The sequence below is a fragment of the Mucilaginibacter jinjuensis genome (genome assembly GCF_028596025.1).
GTDB classification, from domain to species: Bacteria; Bacteroidota; Bacteroidia; order Sphingobacteriales; family Sphingobacteriaceae; genus Mucilaginibacter; species Mucilaginibacter jinjuensis.
Genome location: NZ_CP117167.1, coordinates 2,176,002 through 2,196,605 on the forward strand (window position 1 = coordinate 2,176,002; position 20,604 = coordinate 2,196,605).

Annotated in this window: 15 protein-coding genes; 14 read left to right on the forward strand and 1 reads right to left on the reverse strand. The window is 42.2% G+C overall.

The window, feature by feature from the left end:
- Positions 1-41 precede the first annotated feature (41 nt).
- Entirely contained in the window at positions 42-1,907 is a 1,866-nt protein-coding gene (locus PQO05_RS09890; RefSeq protein WP_273632604.1) for a T9SS type B sorting domain-containing protein, read from the forward strand.
- Positions 1,908-1,914: 7 nt separating this feature from the next.
- Here PQO05_RS09890 and PQO05_RS09895 read toward each other — a convergent pair whose 3' ends face one another.
- A complete protein-coding gene (locus PQO05_RS09895; RefSeq protein ID WP_273632607.1) occupies positions 1,915-2,286 on the reverse strand; it encodes a hypothetical protein in 372 nt (123 codons plus the stop codon).
- Between the two features lie 138 nt (positions 2,287-2,424).
- On the opposite strand from PQO05_RS09895, the gene PQO05_RS09900 reads away from it, so the two are divergent.
- The 13 genes from PQO05_RS09900 (at position 2,425) to PQO05_RS09960 (ending at position 20,489) form a co-directional block, all read left to right on the forward strand.
- Complete coding sequence (locus PQO05_RS09900) at positions 2,425-3,117, forward strand: outer membrane beta-barrel protein (protein ID WP_273632608.1); 693 nt, start codon at positions 2,425-2,427, stop codon at positions 3,115-3,117.
- Positions 3,107-4,240 carry a S41 family peptidase gene (locus tag PQO05_RS09905; RefSeq protein WP_273632610.1) on the forward strand — a complete coding sequence of 378 codons (1,134 nt, stop codon included), beginning with the start codon at positions 3,107-3,109 and terminating at the stop codon, positions 4,238-4,240. The genes PQO05_RS09900 and PQO05_RS09905 overlap by 11 nt, the downstream gene beginning before the upstream one ends.
- Before the next feature lie 57 nt (positions 4,241-4,297).
- On the forward strand, positions 4,298-5,008 hold the full coding sequence (locus PQO05_RS09910) for a GAF domain-containing sensor histidine kinase (RefSeq protein ID WP_273632612.1): 711 nt from the start codon (positions 4,298-4,300) through the stop codon (positions 5,006-5,008).
- 204 nt (positions 5,009-5,212) lie between these two features.
- Positions 5,213-5,347 carry a hypothetical protein gene (locus PQO05_RS09915; RefSeq protein WP_273632614.1) on the forward strand — a complete coding sequence of 45 codons (135 nt, stop codon included), beginning with the start codon at positions 5,213-5,215 and terminating at the stop codon, positions 5,345-5,347.
- A 79-nt stretch (positions 5,348-5,426) separates the two neighbouring features.
- Positions 5,427-5,702 carry a hypothetical protein gene (locus tag PQO05_RS09920; RefSeq protein WP_273632616.1) on the forward strand — a complete coding sequence of 92 codons (276 nt, stop codon included), beginning with the start codon at positions 5,427-5,429 and terminating at the stop codon, positions 5,700-5,702.
- A 190-nt stretch (positions 5,703-5,892) separates the two neighbouring features.
- Complete coding sequence (locus PQO05_RS09925) at positions 5,893-6,504, forward strand: RNA polymerase sigma factor (RefSeq protein WP_273632618.1); 612 nt, start codon at positions 5,893-5,895, stop codon at positions 6,502-6,504.
- Between the two features lie 224 nt (positions 6,505-6,728).
- Positions 6,729-7,892 (forward strand): FecR family protein, encoded by a 1,164-nt coding sequence (locus PQO05_RS09930; RefSeq protein WP_273632619.1) that lies wholly within the window; start codon positions 6,729-6,731, stop codon positions 7,890-7,892.
- A 258-nt stretch (positions 7,893-8,150) separates the two neighbouring features.
- Positions 8,151-11,468 carry a TonB-dependent receptor gene (locus PQO05_RS09935; protein WP_273632620.1) on the forward strand — a complete coding sequence of 1,106 codons (3,318 nt, stop codon included), beginning with the start codon at positions 8,151-8,153 and terminating at the stop codon, positions 11,466-11,468.
- The gene (locus tag PQO05_RS09940) at positions 11,468-13,117 is read left to right on the forward strand and encodes a RagB/SusD family nutrient uptake outer membrane protein (RefSeq protein ID WP_273632622.1); all 1,650 of its coding nucleotides are present in this window, start codon (positions 11,468-11,470) and stop codon (positions 13,115-13,117) included. Before PQO05_RS09935 ends, PQO05_RS09940 begins: the two co-directional genes overlap by 1 nt.
- 364 nt (positions 13,118-13,481) lie before the next feature.
- Complete coding sequence (locus tag PQO05_RS09945) at positions 13,482-15,767, forward strand: GH92 family glycosyl hydrolase (protein ID WP_273632624.1); 2,286 nt, start codon at positions 13,482-13,484, stop codon at positions 15,765-15,767.
- Between the two features lie 24 nt (positions 15,768-15,791).
- The gene (locus PQO05_RS09950; protein WP_273632626.1) at positions 15,792-18,095 is read left to right on the forward strand and encodes a GH92 family glycosyl hydrolase; all 2,304 of its coding nucleotides are present in this window, start codon (positions 15,792-15,794) and stop codon (positions 18,093-18,095) included.
- A gap of 8 nt (positions 18,096-18,103) precedes the next feature.
- Complete coding sequence (locus PQO05_RS09955; RefSeq protein ID WP_273632628.1) at positions 18,104-19,522, forward strand: alpha-L-fucosidase; 1,419 nt, start codon at positions 18,104-18,106, stop codon at positions 19,520-19,522.
- A gap of 7 nt (positions 19,523-19,529) precedes the next feature.
- Entirely contained in the window at positions 19,530-20,489 is a 960-nt protein-coding gene (locus tag PQO05_RS09960; protein WP_273632630.1) for an NAD-dependent epimerase/dehydratase family protein, read from the forward strand.
- The last annotated feature ends 115 nt before the right edge of the window (positions 20,490-20,604 follow it).

Below are 20,604 nucleotides of genomic sequence, written 5' to 3' on the forward strand. Positions count from 1 at the left end.
GGGGCACAATATATAAGCCCCAGGCTGTTTTTCAAAAGACAATGATTTCCAAATTATGCTATAATCTATTTATCATTTTCATCTGGATAAGCGGTTTGTTCTGCATCAGCTATGCGCAAGCCCAAATTGTGATTGCGCCTATTTCAAATGATGTAGAAATAACGTTGGATTCTACCGGAAACAAAGTATTAGCAATTGGAGACTTAGCACACATTTCAGGAATAAGTGGCAGTGCAACGATCACAATGACTCCATCTTCAGTAAGTTGTGCTCAAATAGGGCTTCAACAAATTGATATTAGGGTTCAGGACGGTGTAAATTCGGCGGAAACTAGCATCATGGTAAAAGTTAAAGAGCAACTCAAAATACTTTATCCTGTTGGATTACTTAAAATTCCTACCTATGGAAATTGTGTAGGGCTTTTACCTGATTTTTCAAGATTTGCAAAAGTTAACACAAGTTGTGGCGATCAAGTAACTGTCACCCAATCATTACCCCCTGGAACTGAAGTGACCTTATATTTAAACGATACTATATTTGTGATGCTGCGAGCTCAAGATCAACATGGCAATCAGGACTCAGTATTAGTAAAGGCGTTAGGTGATAAAACGGTACCGTTACCAATCATTTCAGTAAGCAGCACGGATACCGCCATTTGTTCAGGCAACACGGCTACATTTACGAAAACAATAACGGGTTTAGATTACGCCTATGGAAACTGGCAACTGAACGGTAACGACATAAAAAATGCATATCAGCAAAATATAACACTTTCTGATTTAAAAGACGGGGATAAGATCAGTTACATTATTCCTACATCATGCTCGGGAAATGTAAGTTCTAATATTATCAATATTAAAGTATATCCAGATAAAATACCTGATGTTAAAATTTTAAGCATAGACACTGTTTCCTGTCCCGGAATTTTGCTTCGCTATAAACCGGTGTTATCTGTCAATATCCAGGGTGTAACGTATAAATGGATTTTAAACGGTAAAATTACTACGATTACAGATTCTGTTTTTCAAAGCGCGAGCCTGAAAAATGGCGATATATTAACTTGTAAAATTTTTGGTAGTTCTCCCTGCTTAGGACCATTTGCATACGATTCAAATAACTATATTGTAAAAATAAATTCTGTTATTTCTCCGTCTATCGTAATCAGTTCTGTTAACAGTCAGGTCTGTACAGGAAGTCCTATTAGTTTCGATGCAGTACTTAACAATGCGCTAAAGCCGACTTTAACCTGGAGAATTAACGGATCAGAAACGGGTAACCATGGTAAGACTTTTTCAGCCATTTTAAAAAATGGCGACAAGGTCGACTGTATTCTGGACAGTCCGCAGAGTTGCTCTCCCGCAGTTCTATCTAATCAAATTACGGCAACGGTAGCAGAATTACCCATCATAAGTCTCCCTAATTCGTTCAGCATAGCAGCAGGAAAAAATGTAATTATAAGCCCAGTAATAACCGGCAACGTTAGCACTTACCAATGGTCACCTAATAGTGGATTAGATAATGCATATGTTAAAGCTCCTTTAGCAAGTCCCGATAAAACAACAGTCTATACATTAACAGTAGTGTCTCTCGATGGCTGTGCAGCAGTAGCATCTGTGACAGTTAACGTTACCTCTCCGTTACTTGTGATACCCAATACCTTTACCCCCAATAGTGACGGTGTTAACGACACCTGGCATATACCAGGAATATTATTTTATCCGAATTGTAGAATCACGATATATAACAGATACGGCCAGTCAGTATTTTTCTCAACTGGTTATTATTCAGATTGGAACGGAACCTGTAAGGGATCATTATTGCCGGTAGGGACATACTATTATGTAATAGAATTAAACCCTTCTGACCAATCCACTACTTTAACAGGTTCCGTAACAATTATCAGGTAATTTTAGGCTATTTTATATGACTATCTATCAATTCATCCACATTAAAGGTTTTTTTAAATACCATAATAATCATGCTCAAATGATCCGGTTCGCGTGTACTAACCCAAGTCCATCCAATGGTGTTCATGTAATTAAGCACACCCGATTCGGTTTTACATTTCTTTACAGTTTCCAGTTTGGCTGTCTCCGTCGTGTCTTTAAATTGGCGAATACTTTCAATCTGTCCGTAATCGACCGTCACTTTTTTAAGCGTGGCAAAATTTGGTGTCCAATCCTCTGCATGAATAACGCAGAATCGTTCAACTTTAGTTTGACATTGTCCAGTTTTGGCCAATAACAACAGGCTAGTGGCGATCAACATAAGGTGCTTTTTCATCATGATGAGTGTTTAAGTTTGACAAACTTATTAATATAACTTTTAATATTGGTGTAATAATAATTGATAATCATGTACTTATCATGAATTTTGCGTCCCGAACTCGAAAATTAAGCCATAAAATCAGCCTGCTCATTATTAATGTATAGACTTACATATTTATTTATATTTTTTTTCAGCATAGTCAAAACCTATGCGCAAACATCTATTGGTTTTGAAGGGGGTAGTTCATTGAATAAATTCCATACTATTTTGCCGGATAATGCCCGGATAAGGCCAAATGTGGGTGTCTTACTTGGCATTCCTCTTGAAGTTAAGCTCAACCAACATTTGTATTTACTAACGGAACCCGAGTTCGCCGTTAAAAGCTATACACTTGATAAAACCGGCCAGTTTAGCGGTTTATACGAATCGTTTAACAACAATTATATACAAGTACCCATTAAACTTGGGTACAGGATTGGTTCTAAGCTTAAATGTTTAATGGAGGGTGGATTTTATGGCGGTTACTGGGTGACTGCTGATATAAAAGGGGTAATACCTGACATTTATGATTTGGGATCTGATAACTCACTAACCCGGTACGACGGGAAAATCGCGTTGAATACCCGGAATATAAATCGTTTTCAGTTCGGAATTATCAGTGCAATTGGATGCACTTATCCGATATATTCTGGGTTTAATATCTTTTTTAAGACTCTGCTTTCCAGGGATTTAACAAATCAGGTAAAATCGGACGCGGCCGGTAAAAATCTGTCCGTCAATGAAACGATATATTTCACATCTGGAATCATCAAATCATTTTCTTTTCAAAAGCAATTTCATGAAAAATAAGATGCTTATTACTTTCCTAATAATACTTTTAGCATCCTGCAAAAAAAACAAAGAGGATGCTGCAGGTCCTGCAACTGATTTTGAGCAAATTTTTGAAAGCTATTGGAGCCAGATGAATACAAAATATATGTACTGGGATATTGATACGACCAATTGGGACAATACATATGTCAAATATAAGCCGCTGTTCAAAGCATTAGATATTAGCAAAGATGCTGACATTATAAAATCACAGGAGTATTTTGCTGAAATGTCAGCCTCGCTGATAGATTCACATTTTGTTCTTCATTTTGACTCGCCATTAATTTCTCAATCGGATTTTTATCCAGCCCTTGTGCGAAAATCCAAGCGGTCAGACTTTCATAGTCCATTTCCTTACTTGAAAATTGATAGTAGTTACTTTGACGCAGGTTATCTAACAGGCACATACATTACATCCGATTCTTTACGAATGACTACGGCCTGCGCATTTATTCATAAAAATATACTTTACTTTAATTGCGACCGATTTGGGTTGGAAGAAGCCTATTTATCGAAAGGTAATCGTGCAAAATCATGTATAGATTTCTTTTTCGATCAATTGACTAACCATTCCGAGTCAGTAAGCAAGGTCATAATTGATGTCAGAAACAATCCTGGCGGTAATATTGAGGATCTGAATTTCTTGATCGGGCATTTGATATCTAAGCCATTAAAATTAGGATATACCCGATATAAGACTGGTTTGAGTAAACTTGGTTATACACCTTGGAATGAAGCAATTATTCAACCTTCGTCCAATATAAACAAATTGTCAATCCCTATAATAGTTTTAGGAGATAGTTTTACAATTTCTTTGGCTGAAGCTATTGTAATGGCTATTCATGAGCTGCCTGATGGGCATTTTATAGGAGAACAAACATGGGGAGCTACGGGACCGGTTGCGTCGGGCTATTTATATTACGGTGGGCCGTTCGCCGTATCGAATTTTATGAATGTTACTGAATCCTCGGCTGAGTTTAAATATGTTGACGGAAAAATATATGAAGGCATTGGTTTCAAACCAGACTTTGTCGTCCCATTCGACCTTACAAAACTTGAATTGCATCACGATACTATTCTCGAGCAGGCGATATTTCTATAGAGCCTGAGCTAATGGCCTTATATCAGCAAGTTAGTTTTTTATTTAAGGATGACTTGATTGCGCAGGAGAGACAGGGTTGCCGGGAATCCGGTGGTAACTGAAGCCAATGTGACTTTTTATGCATGCGTTCCACTAATCAATGAAGACGGATTGGCATTAGGTACGCTAGGTGTCCTTGACCAAAAATCGCATGAGTTTAGCGCCGAACAGGCTGATGCACTGAAAGCGCTGGCTAAGCAGGTGGTTGACAAGATAGAACTGCGCCGTAAGGTGTCAACATTGCAGCAAACAAATCAGGAACTGATCAGTGCAAATGTGCTGATCCAGAAGTTTGCTTCTATGGCAGCGCACGACATTAAAAACCCGCTCAGCAGTATCAAACTCACTTCACAGGCTTTACGCATGCGACCGGAGATCCGCGAACATGAAAGTTGTTTACGACTGGTCAATTTAAATATTACCGCCACCGATAACCTCCTGGTGCTCGTTGACGAAATGATGGCTTATTCTAAAAACCCAACTTTATTGCTCGAAAAAAAGCGGGACTTTGATCTGAATACATTAATAAATAAGGTGCTGGGGCTTTTGGTGGTTCCTGACGATGTGAAACTTATAGGTCCAGAAAGCAGGTATACGATTCATTATTGCATAATTGCCTTTGAACAGATTCTGATGAACTTAATCAGCAATGCCATCCGGTACAATTACAAAACGGAGTGCATCATAACAATAGATTTTCCGAAGACGACGGGTATTATCTGGAGATAGCGGATAATGGAAAAGGTATCCGGGAGGAGTTTCTGGAGCAAATTTTTGTAATAATTTCACCTTAAAAGCAAAAGACAGGTTCAATAACCAGGGCTCGGGAATAGGCTTTCTACTGTTAAGGACCTCCTTTACCTGTTAAAAAGTACGATTACCGTAAGGAACGGTGTTGGTGCTTATAACAGCGTAACAGGTTATTTTCAGAATGTGCGCAGTTTCAAAAGTGATGAAGCAAATTTTAAATCTATTATGGACGGTACAGCCAAACAACGGGCGCAAACCGTATTCAACCTTTGCCGTGATTTTGCATTACAGGTAAGCGATGTATTGATTTATAACTAATTCTAAAAGGGGGAGCAATCCCCCCTTATTTTCAAAATTCCCCGGATTGGATGTGCTAATTTATCGTTATCGGAATACATTGGAAAATACCGATGGGCTCGCCGGGGAAGAAAGAATGTTTAATATGTGTTCTTTCTGGTATATTGAGGCATTGGCCAAAAGCGGGGAGCTGGACCTGGCAGTGGAAAGCTTCGAAAAGATGATCGGTTATGCCAATCACCTGGGGGTATTCAGTGAAGAACTTGGAAAGAAAGGCCAGCACTTGGGTGACTTTTCGCAAGCATTCACGCATCTTGCACTTATTAGTGCAGCGTTGGAACTGGATAAACAACTAAAAAGGAGTGACGGATTCTAAATATGGCCTAAGCGCCTAGCGTTTTAATAATCTTCCGGCGAAGCCTGCCATAGAAAGTCCGTTTGGGCAACATGATTCTTATTGGTTCTTACAGATGTTCATTGCCACCGAATTTTGATGATAACATTTATTTAACTTCTATTTAAAATAAATGGTAATAACCTTAGATTTGCTCTTACGGTGATCATCAATGCGTAAATATCAGCTCCCTATTTTTACTGATAAAAAATTGCTTTCCCTTCTCAGAATTCGGGATGATTACGATGCGTTCACCGAAATTTATTCCAGATACTGGGAGGTCTTATTAAATACGGCTTACCAGCGACTGAAGTCCCGGGAAGCCGCGGAGGAAATTGTTCAGGAAGTTTTTGTGACCCTGTTTATCAAAAGGAAGGAAGTAGAAATAACCACAAGCCTCGAAGCATGGCTGAAAACGGCGTTGAAATATAAAGTTTTTAACATCTACCGTTCTCAACAGGTTCACCTCCTTCATCTCAGCAAGATCATCCGGCAAAATGAAATCTCACCCCTGATGCCGGATGAAGTAGTTAATCTTAAAGAAATTAAACTCAGGATCAAGATCGCTGTCGACAAGCTTCCGGATAAATGCAGGCAGGTGTTTTTGCTAAGCCGTTTCGAACACTTAAGTCAGCAGGAGATCGCCGAACTTATGGGCATTTCATTAAGTACGGTAAAAAAACACCTGACCAAAGCTATAGCGGCTTTAAGGTCAGAGTTCAATGAGGATCATTGGGAAACTTTTGTGCTTTTTATTATTCTGGCAGTTCCTTTTCTAAAGTAATTAAATTATTTAGCGGTTTGTATAACCATTATTCTGTATATCGTGTCGGAAATTTGCTTCGTGTGCGGATTTTTTTTCACGATCTGCTGTTATTTTTTGCCTTTTTCTGCATTTGACGATATCCACGGTCAAGATTTTGACTTTTTTCCTTTAAAAAGATAAAAAATAATTTTTTTTGAATAGCACCTCCGGTCTTTTGAAGTGACTTCCTATAAATGGCGTAGATGAATTACGAAGAAAACAGGATCCTCTATCTGCTCGACCGATATCAAAAAAATACGGCCACTCCACAGGAACTGGCGGAACTGGATACCTGGTACCAGTCGTTCGAAAATTCACGCAACTTAACAGATGGCTTATCTGAAAATGAGTCAGCACAAATCCGTCGCAAAATGTTTGCAAACATTGAGCGCGATATCTCGCAAAAGATTACCGGGATTTCCCGGGTGCAGAAATCAAATCATTATTTGTACGCACTCTGCGCTGCGATCTTACCAGTTTTTATATTTATCCTGGTTAGATCATTTCATGTTGAAAAAGTAAGCGGCATTCAAAATGATGTTCAGGCTGGTAATAACATCGCCCGTCTAGTGTTGTCCAACGGATCTGTCATAGATCTCCAAAAAGCCAGGGTAGGGGCAATATACACTCAACCCGGTCTTGTCATCAACAAAGATTCAGCGGGGCTGATCTCTTATCATACCAAAGGCAAACCGGCGCAGGCCGATTCATTCATCAATACACTCATAGTACCGGCAGGTGGACAATTTCGTGTCATGCTCGCAGACGGTACTAAAATCTGGATGAACGCTATGTCCAGGTTGACCTACCCGGTTATGTTCAAAGACAAAGTGCGCCCTGTGAACCTTAGCGGCGAGGCTTACTTTGAGGTCGCCAAAAATAAAGACAAGCCTTTTTTTGTGAATACGGCCAAGCAAAGTGTCAGGGTACTTGGAACACATTTTGACGTAAACGCCTACGCTAATGAAACCGTTCAAAAAACCACCTTACTGGAGGGATCGGTTCAGGTCACCACCATCGATGAAACCGCTAAGACGGTCATCATCAAACCCGGGCAGCAGTCCGAACTTGATGACCAGTTTCTAAAAATCAGGACTGTTAATCCGGAGGATGCAGTGGGTTGGAAGAATGGCATTTTCGTTTTCAATCATACAGAACTTCATGACTTGATGCGCCAGTTCGCCAGATGGTATAACATTGAAGCCGTCTACCAGGGAGACTTTAAACCACGAAATTTTTCTGGTGAAATCGAAAGAGGCTACACGCTGGTGGAGGCCCTGAGGGTGCTGGAATTAGGGAGTGTGCATTTCAGGATAGAAAAGCCTGAAACCGGAAAAGGTCAGAAGCGGCTTATTATTATGCAATAACCAATATATAAACAAATAACGTGATGCCTATGAGGAAATAATTATCATTCAATTGACATGGGATAAAAAAAACGCCGGGGAGTGCTTGGAACCCATCCCCGACGCCGTCTGGATTATCCCTTTAACAGCTGTAAAAACAGCCACTAAAGACAACAATGTATTTCACTATTAACCCAAACGTACAAAAGTATGAATTTAAACTTGTGTGCGGCACGCATCTTTGGAGAACGGCGTGCTGTACTTAAATTTTTGATGGTAATGAAACTTATTTTCATCCTGGTAACCATCGCTTGCCTTCAGGTTTCCGCTAAAAGTTACGGGCAACTTGTTTCCATTAGCGCCAGGAATAAGCCTTTAACAGATATGTTTAAGCAAATTCAAAAAGAAACCGGGTATCGTTTCTTTTGGGAAGACAAAGATGTGTCAGAGATAAATTTGTCAGTCAATATTAAAAATGCGACACTGGACGCGGCATTAGGGCAACTTTTTGAGGGTCTGCCTCTTACTTACATTATTTCGAAAAGAAGTATCGTGATCCAAAAAAAGGAAGTGACGCTTTTAGATCGTATCAAATCTGCCTTATCCACCGTAGACCTTCATGTTACGGTTAAAGATGAGAAGGGACAATCTGTACTTGGTGTGACAATAGGCATTAAAGGAGTTAATTATGAGAAGGGCACTATTACAGATCAAAATGGAGAAAGTAAAATTGAACGTGTGCCTGAAGGTAGTTACAACATCGTAGCTACCAGCGTTGGTTTTTCCCGTTTCGAAAAAACAATCAGCATAAATTCAGAAAATCAAAACCTTTCTATTGTGCTAAACACGCTTTCTGCAAGCCTGAGTGAAGTAGTCATTGTAGGTTATGGCACGCAACAAAAGGCAACCCTCACCAGCTCAGTGGAAACAGTTTCTTCAAAGCAAATCGAAAACAGGGCAGTTCCTTCCGTGCTAAACATATTACAGGGTGAAGCTGCAGGTCTTAATATTCAGCAGACCGACGGCAACCCAGGCTATGGATCAACCCAAGTTGATATAAGAGGTAATAGTACGTTATCCAATAATCCCGTACTGTACATCGTAGATGGTATGGCTGTTAATGGGATCGACTACCTGAACCCGAATGATATTGAATCCATAAGTGTTTTGAAGGATGCCTCGGCAACGGCTATTTATGGTGCAAGGGCATCAGGTGGGGTATTGCTGGTAACCACTAAAAAAGGTAAACTGAATAGTAAATCCATTATACAGTATAGCAGCATGTTCGGATTTCAACGTCCTGCAAGGCTGCCTAAATTTGTTGACGCACCTCAGTTTGTCGACCTCTATAACCAGGCGCAGCTAAATGATAATCCAGGCGCACAAGTTAAGTTTACTCCGGACCTTGTTCAGAAGTACAAATCTGGCGCTATACCCAGCACAAACTGGCTTCCTTATATACTGGATAACCAAGCTATGCAAAACCAACAAAACCTTAGCATAGCAGGTGGATCAAACAACACTGATTATTATGTGTCAGGCGGTTATTTGGACCAGGGTGGTTTGATCAAAAATGTGGATTACAAACGTTATAGTGCCCGCGCGAATGTAAATGTGCAGGTTAACAAGCGACTTAAACTCGGAATTAATTCGGTGCTCACAAAAGAAGATAAAGAGCAGCCTGCGTATGGGATAGGTAATGCGTTACAATGGTCTTATATTGTACCGGTAACTGAGTATCCATATACTGCAGCGGGGCATGACCGTAGCTATCGCGGCGGTTCGCAGCCCAACGATATAATGACCAAGGGAGGCGTACAAAATGAAACCCTGAATACGATTAACACTAATTTCCTGGCTGAATTTAAGATATTAAATAATTTAATACTAAATGGAACTTATGGCTATAACTACACTAACAGCTTTACTTCGGCCTTCAATAATAAATATCCGTTGTATAATGACGACGAGCAGATCGTGGTCTACAACAACGATCCGAACTCGGCCGTTAAGACCAATTATTCAGACGTACATCCAACCAGCCTGATTACCCTGAATTACAATACGACAATTCATCAGCATAAGATTAAAGCACTATTAGGATTTTCACAGGAATACGAAAGGCTCGATTATAACAGCATTATTAGGTACGGGTTTTTAAACAATGACCTCGATCAGATCAATGCGGGTTCCAGCGACCCTACGCTTACTAACGCGACGGGATTTGCCAAAGAATATGGCTTACGATCATTTTTTGGACGTATCAATTATGCTTATAATGGCAAATACCTGTTAGAAGCAAATGCCAGGTATGATGGCACGTCAATTTTTACCAATAAAAAATACGGGTTTTTCCCATCGGTCTCGTTAGGGTGGGTGGCGTCAGAAGAATCATTTTTGAAATCATCTAATGTAATCAACTTTTTAAAATTCAGGGGCTCAATAGGGCAGGTGGGTAACCAGAACGCCGGTAGCCAAAATTTTCAGGATTTCAGCGATCAGACTGCGTCAGGGCTTTATCCCGGGTCCAATACTATTGGTCAGGACAAATATGTCCTTAATAAGGCTGCTTCTACAACTACCTATTATAATAATTCGCCAAATCCAAATCTGACTTGGGAAGTAAAAACGACAGTTAACCTTGGCTTGGATATTACGCTCCTAAAACATCTGGATGTTAATGTTGACTTATTCCGAGACAGAACTACAGGCATTTTGCGTTCACCCAGTGTAGCCACTACATTTGGTATAGACGCGCCGGAACAAAACGTGGGCAAACTGCAGAACCAGGGTTTTGAGATCAATGTTGCTTATAAGAACAATATTGGTAAGCTATCTTACCATGCTGCGATTAACTTTTCTGACGCCAGAAACAAAATTCTCGATCTTGGTACAGGACCGAGCTATGGCGATAACCCGCTTATCGTAGGGCAATCCAGATGGGTTTGGTACGGTTTGCAGGCCGAAGGCTTGTTCCAGTCCCAGGCTGATATTAATAGCCATGCAACACAGGATCCCAGAAATATTCCCGGTGATATTAAATTTAAGGACGTAAACGGTGACGGCAAAATCACGCCTGATGACCGCGTCTTATTAGGACAGGCAACGCCGCATTATCGCTATGGTATTAATTTGGGAGCATCTTACCACAATTTTGATGTCTCAATTTTAATGCAAGGCGTGATGAGCAATTTACTACGGGTTTCAGGGGGAGCGCAGGTGCCATTCTTCTTTAACGGCGACGGCAATATCCTGCAGTCACAACTCGACTACTGGTCGCCTGCAAATCCGAATGCCAGATATCCGGTGCTACGAACGGATCAGTCAATTAACAATGCCCAGTTTAACAGCTGGTGGTTATTCAAAGCCGCTTATATGCGTTTCAAAAATGCGCAGCTTGGTTATACCTTTTCCAATTCTCTTGTTAAGTCACTTGGAATCAGCGCAGCGAGATTTTTTGTTGCCGGAGATAACCTTTTCCTGATCACCAGCAAGAATTTCCCTAAAAGCCTTGACCCGGAAATTGCCAACTACGGCGATGGATCCAACTACCCGCAGGTTCGTAACCTTAGTGTAGGCTTAAATGTCACTTTTTAATGACCACGATTAATGCGATAATGATGATGAAAAAACATACACATAAGATATTGGCTATTGTGGGTTTTATGGTTGCCGCGCTTACGCTTGGCAGCTGCAAGAAAGATCTGCTTGATCAGCACCCACTCAACCAGATTACTGACGAAACGTATTGGCAATCCGCCGATGACGCCACTATGTTTGCTACCCGTATGTATACTTATATGCCCCAGGATAACTTCGTTTATTATGAAGGCATGAGTGATAACGGCATCAGTAATGACCCTAACACCCGCCGGTTTGGCAATAGTACACAGGACGCGACGATCAGCGATAAGGAATGGAGCTATGCACCTATGCGACAGGCTTACAGTTTTTTTGCTAACGTGGATAAGGTGCCCAACATGGACCCTGCCCTTAAAAAACGTTTGATCGCCGAAGTCAAATTTGTACTTGCATACCGGTATTTTATCATGACAACCCTTTACGGTGACGTACCGCTGGTGAACTCTTTAATTACGGATCCCAACGCGGCCGATATCCCTAAAACAGCCAAAGCAGCTATTGTAAAGGATGAACTTCAATGGCTTGATGAAGCGGCGGCGGATTTACCCCTCAGCTACACCGGGGCCGACCTGGGTCGTGCAACCAAAGGCGCAGCACTAGCCCTGAAAACGCGGATTTATTTATATACCGGGGATTACACGAATGCTGCGGCAACCGCGAAATCTGTTATGGATCTTGGCGTTTATACGCTTTATCCGAATTACTTCGATTTCTTCCAAAAGGACGGCGATTATTCTTCCGAGGACATCTGGTCGTTTGGATATACGCTTACCGTTCATCAGAACGGTCTGCGGGATATATTGGGCTCGCAGGCATTGATGAACGGAAGAAATATACTTGATCCTACATCTGAGCTTGTAAATGATTACGAAAGTAAAAACGGGTATTATCCTTATACGAAAGATCCGGCTTATGTTGCTACTGACCCTTACAGTAACCGTGATCCGCGTTTGAGGCAAACCGTATTATGCCCCGGCGATATTTACGCCTATCCATATTTTGCCAATATCAATCAGTATGACCCGTTCAACAACCAGGGCGACCGCATAGGCGGTGACTTAGGATCAAGGTCCGGCTACTCGTGGTGCAAAAATGTTGATCGCTATGATTACGTCCGTTCAGGTACTAATAATTGGAAAGCTTTCCGGTATGGCGAGGTGCTGCTGAATTACGCGGAGGCGCAAAATGAAGTAGGAGGGCCATCGGCCGATGTTATCGCGGTACTTGACCAAATCCGCACCAGAGCAGGAATGCCCGGCATCTCGAAAACATTCCAGATCAATGGTTTGGCACTTACGCAGGACAATTTGCGTAATTTTATCAGGCATGAAAGGCGAATTGAACTGGCTGGTGAGGGTTTACGTTATTTTGATGTGTTGCGCTGGAGGATCGGTGAGCAGGTAATGCAAGGACCGATTTATACAGTGGATGCATCTGCCGGTATCTCGGATATCAGTACAGCTAACGGGCACATTAATAAATACCCGAAAACGGTTATTGAGCAGCGTTTTTTCAATAATCCTAAATTTTATCAATGGCCGATCCCTCAGTCCGCTATTGATGCATCAAAAGGTATTTTAACGCAAAATCCACTTTGGAAGTAATTTCACGAGGGCGGCTGGATTAGCTGCCCTCCTTTATCTATTACTCAGATTCCTATAAAGAAAAATGAAATACATAATTATTACATGCTCACCTAATTGTCGTGCATGGATTTAAATGAATGCTTTCAACGCGCGTATGTAAAGCCTGTCCGGTAAACTTGCAGCATTTTACGGCCGCGAAAAGTAGTTTGAGATTTTGAAAGATCAAATTTCAGGCGAATCCAATGAAAAGATCAAATATACCATGTAGTCGGAGCAGGCAGGTGAAAACTTTGTTAGGCTGCACCAATAGCTTGTGCGGCAGGGGCAATGACCGCCTATTTTGTCAATCAGCCATTTAATTTACCCGAAATTCCTAATACTGATGAAAATTTTTAAGTGTCTTATCCCGCTACTTTTTTCCTTGCCGGTTGTAGCGCAGCGGGTTGACCGGATAACCGATCCTGTTGAATGGGTTAACCCCTTAATGGGTTCAGCGTCTAGCGGTGATTTGTCAAATGGCAATACTTATCCTGCTATTGCTTTGCCGTGGGGGATGAATACCTGGACGCCCCAAACCGGGCCCATGGGCGACGGCTGGCAATATACCTATGACGCCAATAAAATACGCGGCTTTAAGCAAACGCATCAACCGTCGCCATGGATGAATGATTACGGTCAGTTTTCAATTTTCCCCGAAACAGGAAAAATTAAAATCAAAGAAGACGAACGCGCCAGCTGGTTTTCGCACAAAGCCGAAACCGCAAAGCCCTATTACTACAGTGTTTACCTGGCCGACTACGACGTTACCACCGAAATTGTACCAACCGAACGCGCTGCCAGTTTCAGGATCACGTTTCCCAAATCTGACAGCTCACATATTATTATTGATGCGTTCGACAAAGGCTCTTATCTGAAAATAGATCCTGCTAATCAAAAAATATCCGGCTACAGTACCAGGAATAGTGGTAACGTCCCCGGCAATTTTAAAAACTACTTTGTTATTTATTTTGACAAACCTTTCGTCGTAAACCGGCATACCGCCAACGATAAATCAGACGGCAGGACGATTGAAATCAGCGAAGATCATGCCATCGCTGTCGTAAATTTTAAAACAACAGCAGGGGAGCAGGTACATCTTAAAGTAGCTTCATCTTTCATCAGCTACGAACAAGCCGAGCTCAATCTGAAACGCGAATTGGGAGACGACAATTTCGAGACAACAAGGATAAAAGCTAAGTCAGTCTGGAATAAAACCTTAAACCGTGTACAGGTAGCTGGGGGCACGGTAGACCAGATGCGAACCTTTTACTCGTGTCTCTACCGGATTCTCTTTTTCCCTAATAAATTATATGAGATCGACGCGAGTGGAGCGGCGGTGCATTACAGCCCATATAATGGGAAAGTGTTGTCCGGCTATATGTTTGCCGGAACTGGCTTTTGGGACACTTTCCGTGCTTTGTATCCATTTTTAAACCTCATGTACCCTGCTATTAACAAGGAGATGCAGCGGGGGTTGCTGAATGATTATAAAGAAGGGGGCTGGCTGCCCGAATGGTCGAGTCCTGGTTACTCGGATATTATGGTAGGTAATAACTCTGCATCTGTAGTTTCTGAAGCTTATTTGAAAGGGCTTCGTGGTTATAACATTGACACCTTATATCAGGCGCTGCTGCATGGCGCTAATCATGAAGGCCCGATATCAGCAGTTGGCAGGTACGGCGTCAAATACTATAATGAGTTGGGTTATGTCCCTTATGATGTTAAAATCGACGAAAGCGCAGCGCGTACATTGGAATACGCTTATGATGATTTTGCTATTTATCAGCTTGGCAAAAAGCTTGGGCGACCAGCTGCGGAAATTAACCTGTATAAAAAACGAAGCCTGAATTATCAAAACCTTTTTGATCGTTCAACGGGCCTGATGCGTGGTAAAAACAAAGACGGTTCGTTTCAAACACCATTTAATCCGTTTAAATGGGGAGGCGCTTTCACCGAGGGTAATAGCTGGCATTATACCTGGGGCGTTTTTCATGATGTGCAAGGTCTGATTAACCTCATGGGCGGCAACAAGCAGTTTGTAAATAAACTGGATTCCGTATTTATTCTTCCACCCGTTTTTGACGACAGTTACTACGGGGGCGTGATCCATGAAATACGCGAAATGCAAATCATGAACATGGGGCAGTACGCGCACGGAAATCAGCCTATACAACACATGCTTTACTTATATAACTACGCAGGTGAACCATGGAAAACACAATATTGGGTCCGTGAAGCCATGAACCGATTATACAAAGCTACCCCTGATGGTTACTGCGGGGATGAGGATAACGGTCAGACATCTGCATGGTACGTATTTTCAGCAATCGGATTCTACCCGGTATGCCCGGCCTCAGATCAATATGTACTCGGAGCCCCGCTTTTCGGTAAGATAACGTTGAACCTCGAAAATGGCAAAACGGTAATCATCAGCTCACAAAATAATTCGGACGCTAACCGGTATATCAAATCCGTGAAATTTAATGGTAAGCCATACGAACACAACTGGCTGAGTCATCACAAGTTGTTTGACGGCGCAACCATTGACATGCAAATGCAAAACATTCCCAATAAGCAAAGGGGTATTAAACCTACTGACTATCCTTTTTCACTGTCGAACGATAAATAAGTCGGCACAGTTATAAAATTTAAAATGAAACGATCGATTATCCTCCTTTTTACTTTTTGCTGGTCGTGGGTATTGGCCCAAAACAACCAGCAAACAAAATTTGTACAATACGTGAAACCTTTGATAGGCACCGGCGCTGTAGATACCAATAGCCTCTCAGGTAGCAACTTTCCCGGGCCCACCATGCCTTTCGGGTTTATACAATTAAGCCCGGATACACGTGATGCTCCGGACGACCCGGCATCTGGTTATGACTATAACGACAAAACAATAGTGGGTTTCAGCCATACCCACCTCAGCGGTACGGGCGTAGCCGACTTATTTGACGTACTGTTAATGCCGTCTGCCGGTGAAATAAAATTGAACCCTGGAAATGCCAAAGTCAACCGGAGCGGTTATCGTTCCTCATTTTCGCACGACCAGGAAACTGCCCGGCCCGGTTATTATCAGGTACTGCTGAAGGATTACGGCATTAACGCAGAACTGACCGCTACGGGGCATACCGGTATGCACCGTTATACATTCCCGGCAAGTAAGCAATCCCATATTGTGTTGGACATGGACCACTCGCTGGATAAAAAGCGCGGTTACTGGGAATGCCGGGTTATAGGTGCCGAAATTAAGGTGATTAATAACCACACCTTAGAGGGGTATCGGATCATCACAGGATGGGCAAGTTTACGCAAAGTTTATTTCCATGCGGAATTCTCCAAACCATTCGATAGTGTCTTGATGGCTAATGGAAACAGCAAACCCCATGCTGTTAACGTAATTAACGGAACGGCTGTAAAAGCAGCGATAAACTTCAGTACGACCGATCAGGAACAGGTGCTGGTGAAGGTAGCGGTCTCACCCGTAAGCATTGAAAATGCCAGAATGAACATGGCCAGTGAGGTTGCAGGCTGGGATTTTGAACAGGTAAGCCGGCAGTGCGCTGATTCGTGGGAGAAAGAGCTGGGCAAAATAAAGGTAGAAGGGACGCTTGAGCAAAAGCAGATCTTCTATACGGGTTTGTACCATGCCTTTACGCAGCCAAATAACATGGCTGATGTCAATGGCGATTATCAGGCGACTGACATGACCATTCGCAACGCACCGGATAAGGTGCAGTATTCTACATTCTCTTTATGGGATACTTATCGTGCGGCCCATCCCTTATATACCCTGACACAGCCGGAAAAATCTGCAGCGTTTATCAATACCATGGTCAGGCAGTACGACACCTATGGCTACCTGCCCATCTGGCAATTGTGGGGTGAGGAAAACTATTGTATGATCGGCAATCATGCTATTCCAGTTATTACCGATGCCGTCCTAAAGGGTATTCCGGGTATAGACGCTGGAAAAGCTTATGAAGCAGTAAAGGCTTCATCTATGACAGATCACCCGGGATCACCGTTTACGGCCTGGGAGAAATATGGTTATATCCCTGAAGATATTGAATCGCAGTCTGTATCTATCACTTTAGAAATGGCTTATGACGATTGGTGTGTGGCACAACTCGCCAAAAAACTGGGGAAGACTGAAGACTATGACTACTTCATTAAGCGATCAGCTTTTTATCAAAACTTATACAATCCTAAAACAGGTTTTTTTCAGGGCCGGAATAAAGATGGCAAGTGGCTGTCCCCGTTTGATCCGCTTAGTTACGGGGGCAACGGTGGTAGTCCATACACCGAAGCTAATGCATGGCAATACACCTGGTATGTGCCGCAAAATGTACCCGACCTGATTAAGCTGATGGGGGGCGATAAGAATTTCACCGCCAAACTCGACAGCTTTTTTACTCTGGCCAATAAGCCCGGTAATGTAAACGGTAATGCTTCCGGTTTTATAGGGCAATACGCGCATGGTAACGAACCAAGTCATCATATTGCTTACCTGTATGACTACTCGGGACAACCCTGGAAAACCCAGTATTATGTTTCCAAAGTATTGAATGAATTATACGACACGTCATCTTCCGGTTATGCTGGAAATGAAGATTGCGGTCAAATGTCCGCCTGGTATATTTTCAGTGCTATGGGGTTTTATCCTGTAAACCCTGCCAACGGTGTTTATGCCATTGGCTCACCGATCCTGAAAAGTGCGGCTATCCGGTTACCAAACGGTAAAACTTTTAAGGTTAATGTGGAAAACGCCGGGACGCTAAACCGGTATATCCAATCGGTTAAATTAAATGGACGTACTTATAACAAGACCTATATCACGCAGAACGATATCATGAATGGCAGCACGCTGGAATTTATAATGGGCGCTAAGCCCAACAAAACATGGGGCACCCAAGCTGCGGCCAGACCGGCGGGATGGGGCTATATCAATAACTGATTTACAATATGAAAACAAATATGATCAAGCAAACAACTTCTATTTTATTATTTCTGGGAATTTTTATTCCGTCACTGTTAAAAGCGCAAAAGGATAATTCGCCGGTGAGGCCGCTATCTGAGTTACAGCAGGATTTCGTGGACCTGCGTTTTGGGATGTTTATTCACTTCAACATACCCACTTATGCCAACCAGGATTGGCCGGATCCGGAAATGCCGGCATCTGCCTTCAATCCAACCAAATTAAACTGCGATCAATGGGCAAAGGCAGCGAAATCGGCCAATATGAGTTATGGCTGTATCACTACCAAACACCACAGCGGCTTTTGTATCTGGGATACCAAAACAACGGATTATAATGTGATGCACAGCCCGCTGAAACGGGATGTTGTGAAAGAGTATACTGATGCCTTTCGCAAAAACGGTTTAAAAGTATTTCTTTACTACTCTATCCTTGATACCCACCACAAATTAAGGCCAAATTGTATAACCCCCGACCATATTAAAATGGTCAAAGCCCAACTGACAGAACTGCTGACCAAATACGGCCCTATACAGGCTTTGATTATTGACGGCTGGGATGCCCCATGGTCGAGAATATCTTATGACGATGTGCCTTTTGAAGAAATCTACCATCTGGTAAAATCTTTGCAGCCTAACTGCCTGTTGATGGATTTAAATGGAGCTAAATACCCGCAGCAGGCATTGTATTACTCAGACATCAAGACTTATGAAATGGGAGCAGGGCAGCGCATTTCTGATAAAGGAAACCGCTTGCCGTCTTTAGCTTGTTTACCGCTACAACAAAACTGGTTCTGGGAAACAAGCCATCCAACTACACCGGTGAAAGATCCGGTTAAATTGGTAAATGAAACGTTGATCCCTTTAAATAAACAAAATTGCAATTTCATCTTAAATGTGGCGCCAAACCGCGACGGTTTAATGGACGATAATGCCCTCGCCGCTTTAAAGAAGATTGGCGAGTTGTGGCATAATGACGGCACCAAGGCACAATTACCGCAAATGGAGGCGCCGATCATTTCGCATAATCTGGCCAAAAAGCAACCGGCCAACTCGAGTTGGAGCGACGATTCTGCCATTATGGATTTTGCGAACGATGATGACTTCGGATCTTCATGGGTATCTAACCCAACAATTACCAAAAATGCCTGGTATGAGGTAGATTTTAAGAAAGAGGAAGATTTTAACGCAATTGTAATTGCAGAAGAAAAATCGAATATTAAAAGTTATAGGTTGGAAGTTTATCAGAATGGCGCGTGGAAACCAGTATTTAATGGCGAAGATGGCCATACAATTAAGATCCACAGGTTTGACCGCGTCAAAGCAACGAAGGCGAGGATTACGATTTTAGATGCCGATCATCAGCCTTCTATCGCCGAGTTTGAGATTTATAACGAGCAGCGGTAGGGTTGTTATGAAAATTGATAAAATTCTAATAATCGGGGCAAACGGACAGGTTGGTTCTGCTTTATTACCTAAACTCCGGTCCATTTATGGTGAAGAACAGGTCATTGCATCGGACCTTGCTTTGCCTTCAAAACCATTATCGTATTTTGAACAGGTTGATGCAACGGATAAACAGTCACTTGCTAATCTCGTCAAAAAGCACGACATCACACAGATTTATCATTTGGCGGCTATTTTATCTGCCAAAGGGGAGGCCGACCCGATTTGGGCCTGGAATGTGAATATGCAATCCTTGTTGAACGTATTGGGGATCGGCAGAGAATTTAAGCTGCATAAAATATTTGTTCCGAGTTCCATAGCTGTGTTCGGGTCAAATGTTCCAGCTGATTTAACGCCGCAGGATGTAGTTCTAAATCCATCAACAATCTACGGGGTTAGCAAGGTGGCTACCGAAAATATGTTGAATTATTATGCTGGTCGTTATGGGCTCGATGTCCGGTCGCTTCGCTACCCGGGTATCATCAGTTATCAATCATTACCAGGTGGTGGCACTACAGATTATGCGGTGGAAATTTTTCACACGGCCATCAGCGGCCGACGTTTTAATTGTTATTTGGCTGAGCATACAACGTTGCCCATGATTTATATTGATGATGCTATCAGGGCCACCATTGAGTTGATGGAAGCGCCAATTGATCAAGTTAAAGTTCGTACATCCTATAATCTTTCCGGTCTAAGCTTTACTCCTGGGGAACTGTTTAAACAGCTGCAGCAATATTATCCTGATTTCGAGTGCGACTTTGTGCCTGACTTCAGGCAATATATAGCAGATTCGTGGCCGAATTCCATCGACGATGAGGACGCCAAAAATGATTGGGGTTGGAAAGTAGAATTTGATCTGGCTCGTATGACCTCAGAAATGATCGCCCATTTATCGGACTTGGAACTTTTGAATATAACAAATTAATTAGATTTAGTCGATACAGAAAATCTGACCCGGTTAAGAATGAAATAATTACGTGATAAGGGAAGGAGCGCTAATGGTATCCTTCCCTTTATCATTTGCTAAAATTTTAATTCTG

Coding starts and splice junctions, on each gene's coding strand:
- PQO05_RS09890 (WP_273632604.1), top strand. CDS start 42: ATGATTTCCAAATTATGCTATAATCTATTTATCATTTTCATCTGGATA.
- PQO05_RS09895 (WP_273632607.1), bottom strand. CDS start 2,286: ATGATGAAAAAGCACCTTATGTTGATCGCCACTAGCCTGTTGTTATTG.
- PQO05_RS09900 (WP_273632608.1), top strand. CDS start 2,425: ATGTATAGACTTACATATTTATTTATATTTTTTTTCAGCATAGTCAAA.
- PQO05_RS09905 (WP_273632610.1), top strand. CDS start 3,107: ATGAAAAATAAGATGCTTATTACTTTCCTAATAATACTTTTAGCATCC.
- PQO05_RS09925 (WP_273632618.1), top strand. CDS start 5,893: ATGCGTAAATATCAGCTCCCTATTTTTACTGATAAAAAATTGCTTTCC.
- PQO05_RS09930 (WP_273632619.1), top strand. CDS start 6,729: ATGAATTACGAAGAAAACAGGATCCTCTATCTGCTCGACCGATATCAA.
- PQO05_RS09935 (WP_273632620.1), top strand. CDS start 8,151: ATGAAACTTATTTTCATCCTGGTAACCATCGCTTGCCTTCAGGTTTCC.
- PQO05_RS09940 (WP_273632622.1), top strand. CDS start 11,468: ATGACCACGATTAATGCGATAATGATGATGAAAAAACATACACATAAG.
- PQO05_RS09945 (WP_273632624.1), top strand. CDS start 13,482: ATGAAAATTTTTAAGTGTCTTATCCCGCTACTTTTTTCCTTGCCGGTT.
- PQO05_RS09950 (WP_273632626.1), top strand. CDS start 15,792: ATGAAACGATCGATTATCCTCCTTTTTACTTTTTGCTGGTCGTGGGTA.
- PQO05_RS09955 (WP_273632628.1), top strand. CDS start 18,104: ATGAAAACAAATATGATCAAGCAAACAACTTCTATTTTATTATTTCTG.
- PQO05_RS09960 (WP_273632630.1), top strand. CDS start 19,530: ATGAAAATTGATAAAATTCTAATAATCGGGGCAAACGGACAGGTTGGT.